This window comes from Hyphomicrobium sp. (assembly GCF_020852195.1).
Classification (GTDB): domain Bacteria; phylum Pseudomonadota; class Alphaproteobacteria; order Rhizobiales; family Hyphomicrobiaceae; genus Hyphomicrobium_C.
Genome location: NZ_JADZBI010000065.1, coordinates 1 through 5,496, shown reverse-complemented (window position 1 = coordinate 5,496; position 5,496 = coordinate 1). Strand labels below are relative to the sequence as shown.

The 5,496-nt window shown below is 69.6% G+C and carries 9 protein-coding genes; 3 read left to right on the top strand and 6 right to left on the bottom strand.

From position 1 onward, the window contains the following. Nucleotides 1-28 precede the first annotated feature (28 nt). The gene (locus tag IT540_RS04945) at nt 29-541 is read left to right on the top strand and encodes a hypothetical protein (RefSeq protein WP_291174081.1); all 513 of its coding nucleotides are present in this window, start codon (nt 29-31) and stop codon (nt 539-541) included. Next, the gene (locus IT540_RS04940) at nt 538-804 is read left to right on the top strand and encodes a hypothetical protein (protein WP_291174079.1); all 267 of its coding nucleotides are present in this window, start codon (nt 538-540) and stop codon (nt 802-804) included. The genes IT540_RS04945 and IT540_RS04940 overlap by 4 nt, the downstream gene beginning before the upstream one ends. On the opposite strand, the gene IT540_RS04935 is transcribed toward IT540_RS04940, so the two are convergent. The 5 genes from IT540_RS04935 to IT540_RS04915 all read right to left on the bottom strand — a co-directional run bounded on the left by IT540_RS04935 (nt 801) and on the right by IT540_RS04915 (nt 4,452). After that, a complete protein-coding gene (locus tag IT540_RS04935) occupies nt 801-1,634 on the bottom strand; it encodes a hypothetical protein (RefSeq protein WP_291174077.1) in 834 nt (277 codons plus the stop codon). The two genes, IT540_RS04940 and IT540_RS04935, sit on opposite strands and share 4 nt — an antisense overlap. 177 nt (nt 1,635-1,811) lie before the next feature. Continuing rightward, the gene (locus tag IT540_RS04930; protein WP_291174075.1) at nt 1,812-2,861 is read right to left on the bottom strand and encodes a site-specific DNA-methyltransferase; all 1,050 of its coding nucleotides are present in this window, start codon (nt 2,859-2,861) and stop codon (nt 1,812-1,814) included. Then, nucleotides 2,848-3,468, bottom strand: a complete 621-nt coding sequence (locus IT540_RS04925; RefSeq protein WP_291174073.1) for a hypothetical protein — start codon at nt 3,466-3,468, stop codon at nt 2,848-2,850. Before IT540_RS04925 ends, IT540_RS04930 begins: the two co-directional genes overlap by 14 nt. 58 nt (nt 3,469-3,526) lie before the next feature. Continuing rightward, nucleotides 3,527-3,823 carry a hypothetical protein gene (locus IT540_RS04920; protein WP_291174071.1) on the bottom strand — a complete coding sequence of 99 codons (297 nt, stop codon included), beginning with the start codon at nt 3,821-3,823 and terminating at the stop codon, nt 3,527-3,529. Further along, nucleotides 3,820-4,452, bottom strand: coding sequence for a hypothetical protein (locus tag IT540_RS04915; protein ID WP_291174069.1), 633 nt, complete (start codon nt 4,450-4,452; stop codon nt 3,820-3,822). Before IT540_RS04915 ends, IT540_RS04920 begins: the two co-directional genes overlap by 4 nt. A 49-nt stretch (nt 4,453-4,501) precedes the next feature. Here IT540_RS04915 and IT540_RS04910 point away from each other — a divergent pair, with 49 nt between their 5' ends. Then, nucleotides 4,502-5,002 (top strand): hypothetical protein, encoded by a 501-nt coding sequence (locus tag IT540_RS04910; RefSeq protein ID WP_291174067.1) that lies wholly within the window; start codon nt 4,502-4,504, stop codon nt 5,000-5,002. On the opposite strand, the gene IT540_RS04905 is transcribed toward IT540_RS04910, so the two are convergent. After that, nucleotides 4,999-5,352, bottom strand: a complete 354-nt coding sequence (locus IT540_RS04905) for a hypothetical protein (protein WP_291174065.1) — start codon at nt 5,350-5,352, stop codon at nt 4,999-5,001. The two genes, IT540_RS04910 and IT540_RS04905, sit on opposite strands and share 4 nt — an antisense overlap. Nucleotides 5,353-5,496 lie beyond the last annotated feature (144 nt).

The window sequence follows — 5,496 nt, the reverse complement described above, 5'->3', positions numbered from 1 at the left end:
CGTCTGGTTCCCGCTCTAGGAGGCCTCGGTGTCCCCCTCTACCGATCGCCGCATCGGCTCCGATGCGCACGTCGCGGTCTGGGCCGCGATCCAGCAGTACGTCGTCGCCTGCGGCGGCGACCCGAACCAGGTCACCGACGGTCGCATGGACGCGGCCGCGGCGATCGAGCGGGCGGTCGATCGCCGCGCGGCTGAACTGGCCGGAGCTGCCGCTGTCGGAGGGCGCCTCCTCGATCTGCTGCCGCAGGTCACACCGCAGCGAGCGGCGACGTGGACGCGGCAGGATGGAATGGCCTGCCGCGTCGAGGTGGAGGGTGAGCGTCTCTGCGTCTACGGTCGAGACTTTCGTCGTGGATGTATGCGTTGGCACATCGATGAGTTGATGGTGACCGATCTCGGCTGCCCGGCGCAGCTCGAGGCTGCCATCCAGACGCCTCCCGCCGCACTCGACAATCACGAGCGCATGCGCTCTGAGTCTTCTGAAAAGGAGATATGGGACGAGGCCGTCCGAGAGGCCTCACGCGCAGGGGGAGGCTCATGATCTGGATCCTCGGGTTGGCGGTGCTGGTGTTCGCGCTCTGGCCGCGCTCCACGCCACGGGTCTACGTCGAGATCCTCGCTCCGCATCGCCTGGCGCGCGTTGCGCTGCCTTCGCATCCGCTACCTCAACGCCATCGCCCGATGATGATCTACAACCCAGCGCACAGGTGCTGGAGGTGCCCGTGCGGCGGCGTCGAGACGGAGCATGCGCGAGCGGCGCGGCCGCCCGTCGAACACGCGTGCCCGCTCGAGACGTGGAGCTAGATCTCGCCAGGCAGCGTCAGCTGCGCGCCCGTGCGCTTGTGCGCCCAGAGGCCGAGGCCGGTGAGCCCGACCAGCGCGAGCCCGCCGAGCGCCCACGGCACCCAGCGGCGCGGCGCCGGGTCGACCGCGGGGAGCTGGAGGTCGAGCGTCGTGACGGGCTCGGCGATGCCCGGCACCATGACGGGCGTGAAGGACGGCGCGGCCGCGGCCTGCAGCTTGCCGGTGACCTCGGCGAGGTACTTGGCCAGCGCCTGGCGCTCGTCCTGCTTGAAGGACGTCTCGGCGAGCACGGCCTCGGCACCGCGGATGCTCTCGAGCAGCGGCCCCGTCCAGGAGATCGGCACGGGCGCCGCGCCGATCGCCCGGAGCGCCTCGAGCCGGACGTACGGGCTCGGATCGCTGCGGAGCGTCTGCGCCAGCGCCGTCCGCAGGCGATCCGGCTGCCCTGTCCACGACAGCAGGCTCTTCGACTCGGCCGCGGCGTTGAGCAGCTGCCAGCGCAACAGGCTCTTCGCGAGCGCGCCCGGGAAGCTCTTGGTCGTCACCGGCTCGAGCAGCAGCGCGCTCAGCAGCAACTCCTGCGCTGCAAACGCGCCCCGCAGGATCAGCGCCGAGGGCCATCGGCGCGCCAGCTCGAGGAGCGGCCGTAGCTGGGTGCTGCTGAAGATCGTGTACCAGTCGCGGAGGTTGCCGCCGGCGGCGGCGCCTTGCCAGAGGCTCGTCGCGCCGCGCTTCAGCGTCGCGATCGCCGCTAGCTGCGCGGTCAACGGCTGCTTGGCGATCGACGTGTTGTCGTACCAGCAGTCGCGGCACTCGAAGAGGTAGGGCATGCCCTCGACGTTACCACGCCGCCCCGGCCCTCCCGGCGCCCCTCGTCCGGTGCGCACCACGGTCCGCCTGTCGAGGCACCGCTGCGCCCAGATCACCGTCGAGGGGCGCCGGTCAACGTCGAGCTGGGGGAGGATCGCAGCTCGAACCACTCGGCTACGAGGTTGTTCGGCGCGTCCTTAGCGCGCGCCATTCGACTTCCGGATCCTGCCGCCTGGTGTGCCCGGCTTGACGATGGCGCGCCGCGCTCTGGCGTTCCCCTTCGCAGGGGCTACCGTGCCGCCCGCCGTCCCACGAGCCGCCTTCGCGAACTCCGGCGACACATCGAACCCGATGGCGCGGCGGCCGTTCTGTACGGCAACCGCAAGTGCGCGCCCTGTACCGCAGAAGGGGTCAAGGACCAGCCCACCGGGTGGGCATGAGCTGAGGATTCGGGGGCGGATAAGGTCGGCGGGGAACGTCGCCGAGTGCCCGTCCTGGCCAGCGCGCACGGGAACTTCGATCACGTCATGCGCACGAGGCTCAACGGCGGCCAGATCGTAGTGGTACTTCGCGCGCCCCTCCTTGGGCCTGAGCACGAAGTGGAAGAAGTGCTCGTGCGACAAGCGCAGGCGATCCGCTTCGGGCCGCGGTGGCACGTTCGGCTTGAACCAGATCACATCGTTCCTCAAGATCCAGCGGCGCGCCTGCATCGCGATCGCAAATCGTGCCGGAATCATGAGGAGCTGCTTCTCCTGTCGGTAATCACCCATCGGGGTCCTGCGACGCACCCGCGCGTTGTCACCGAGGCCCTGGCGGCCCGACTCGCGGATGCTCGACCATCGCGCGAAGTAGGTGTCACCGACGTTCACCCAGACGCTTGCTGTTCCTTTCAGACGGGGCCGCGCTCGCTCGAAGATCTCGACCAAGTGCGCGACGTACCAATCCGGGAATGGCTCAAGCCCGAGGACGCCGCCAGCCTTCCGGTACCACTCGTAGGGCGGCGGCGTTTCAACGGTGCCGCCCGCGCGTTGCCATTCCTCGTGGATCTTCCAGTTGTGTTCCCGTCCGTAGCTCCGGTGCCCCCAGTACGGTGGGCTCGTGATCAACAGGTCGACGCTTGAGGAGTCAAGCGACTCCATGAGGTCGTAGGCGTCCCCCAGGCGCACCGCGGCGGCTTCACCGAGGACGGTGGGGGCTTGGACTTGTGGTGGCATCGGCAGTTGGAACGTTCCGTCAGCGTCGGTCATGGATACCTCCCGTGAACGTGGCGCGCTGCCGTAGATCCTCGGAAGCTCGCCGGACGTTACGAGGGTAAGGGTGGCTTGCGCGGTTCGTCTCGACGCCGCCGTAGCCGAGCAGCGCGCACGTCAGCCGCGCCTCGCCAGGTAGCGCCGCACATTGAGGATCATCGAGCCACTGCTGCAGGTGCAGCGCGCCCTTGCGGTAGTTGGCGGACGTGTCCGCAGCCTCCCGTGCGCAGGCCTTCCAGCTCGGCGCATGGATCTGCATCACGCCGCAGAAGTAGGGGCCCTCCATCAGCGGCACCGGATGGCGCAACGGGCCTGTGACCCGGACACATCGACCAGCCAGGCAGGCCCGCCGCGAGACCGAGAAGGGATCCCAGCTCGACTCACGGAAGGCCATGCCGAGCAGCAGCTCGACCTCGACCTCGGTGTCGGCGGTTGCGGCGCGTGCCCACGCGACGTGCTTGGCGGCCAGCGCCGGCGACATCCGCGGCTTGACCTGGCGGAGCGCTGCGGCAAGCGCCGCGTCATCGAGATCGTCGGCCGCAGCGCGAGCGGCACCTTCGAGCAGCGTCGCGCCGAGTAGGAGCACCAAGTGCCACCGACTCATCCCTTGACCGCCTCGTCGAAGGCCTTGGAGCCGAAGGTGGGTGTCGACATGGGCGGCCTCACTTCTTGTAGAGGTGATCGAAGATCTCGACGACGTTGAGCGGATCCCCGTCGGCGGTGCAGGCGTGCTGCGCGTAGGCCTCGTCGGAGATCGACGCGGCGACGTACGGCTGTTGCTCGAGCCAGGCGGTCGGCAGATCGCGCTCGTGCGTCGGTTCGAGGCTCGCCTGATCCGACACGGTGATCGTGCCGGCCTTGATGCCGTCGAGGACGGTCGCGAACGCCTCCTCCTTGGGCTGGTCGTCGCCGACCAACACGACGGCGGTGAACTGCATGATGACGGTCTGGAGCTTCATCGGGCCTCGGGCGGGATGGGAGTGGACGCACGCGGCAGCGCGTAAATGAGGCGGTAGTGCCGACGCTGCCAGAGATCGGTGAAGGCACGGCGGATCGGATCGACGCCGTCGTTCTGCAGCATCGTCCGGGTGCCGATCGCGTCGAGCGCGCGCGCCTCGCGGATCGACGAGTCGAAGGCCTCCTCGTGGAGGTCACCCGATCCTTCGAGGCGGCGCAGGAGATCGTTGTAGGCGAAGCCGCCGCCATCCGAGCGCGCGACGTAGAGCTGGACGGCCCGCCCAAACGCGATCGCCACGTCGCGGTGGCGGATCTGGTGGGCGAGGCCGATGACGTCGCCGGCGCGGGTGTACAGCTCGATGGGGCGGATCGATCCGCACCAGCCATGAACTCCGGCCGCCCGGACGGCCTCCCAGTGCCGGGTGATGAGCCCGACGAGGTGGATCTCCTCGGGCGCCGGCTCGTACGGCGCGACGTGGAGCGCCTTGAAGTAATCGGCGATGCCCCACGCCGCGTTCAGACCCGCACGCCAGGGCGCCTCGAAGCGCATCCCACCTTGGGGCGGCGTCTCGAAGAGCAAGCGCAGGACGCTCGAGGGGAGATCCAGATCCAGGTTCGCGGCGCGGCTCACGGCTCTAGCAGTAGCACGATGGGGTGACACGCCATGGTACGCTCGAGGCATGCTGACCTTGACCCTCCGTGGGGGCGGTGAGACCGTCCCGTCCTACCCGAGCAAGCTGCTCACGGCCTGGGCCGGTCCCCAGTACATGACGCAGGAGAACGATGGCGGGCCGGCAGTGGCATTGCCTGGGCCGCGCCCGTCGACGTCGGTGCCGGGGCCCGTGCCCATCCCGCACCCGACCTTCGATCCACCCGTCTCGTCGGTGCCGCCGCCGATCAAGGTCTCGATGCCGCCGTTCCCGCCGCCGCCGGCGCAGGTGCCCTACCAGATCCCGGTACCGCACGCCGATCCGGCGCAGCCCCAGGCGCCGGTGCCCGCGGTGACGCCCCAGGAGGGCAAGCCCGTGCCGACGAGCATGGTGGAACTGCCTGCGCCGTCGAGCCCGGCGCTGCCTGGCGTCGAGCCCGTGCAGGACATGCCGACGTGGCTGAAGTGGACCGCCGGCGTCGTCGGGGTGACGGTCATCGGCGGGCTGATCGGCATCGCGATCAGCCGCTAGTTGTCGGAGGGCTCCGACGACGTCAACGCGGGCGGCGTGACCGCCGCAGCCAGGCGCTGACGGACGTGATCGTCGAAGGCCACGCGCGCGTTGGCCTGCCAGTCTTCGTTGGGCGGGCTGATGCAGAGGAACTGCATCGCCGGCGGCTGGCCGAGGTAGTCGGCGACCTGCCCGTGGCGGTTGATCACGTAGGGACGGATCTCCTGGCGCAGCGCCGGCGGGGTGCCATCCGTCACCTCGATCGTCACCCAGAGCGCGACCGGCAGCCCGATGATCATCGGGTCGGCGGCCTCCTGCAGGATCACGTACGAGGCCATCCAGCCGGGAACGGCGGCCGTCGACTGGAGCATGCGCAGCGCAGAGGTGGTCATCGATCAGACGCTACCACGATCGGGTGACAGCCTCGGGCGATCCTCAGCGGTGCGCCAGCAGCTGGCGGCCCCGCGTCGAGAGCTTGCACTGCGCGTAGGAGCGCCCGCGCTTGCGCTGCGGCG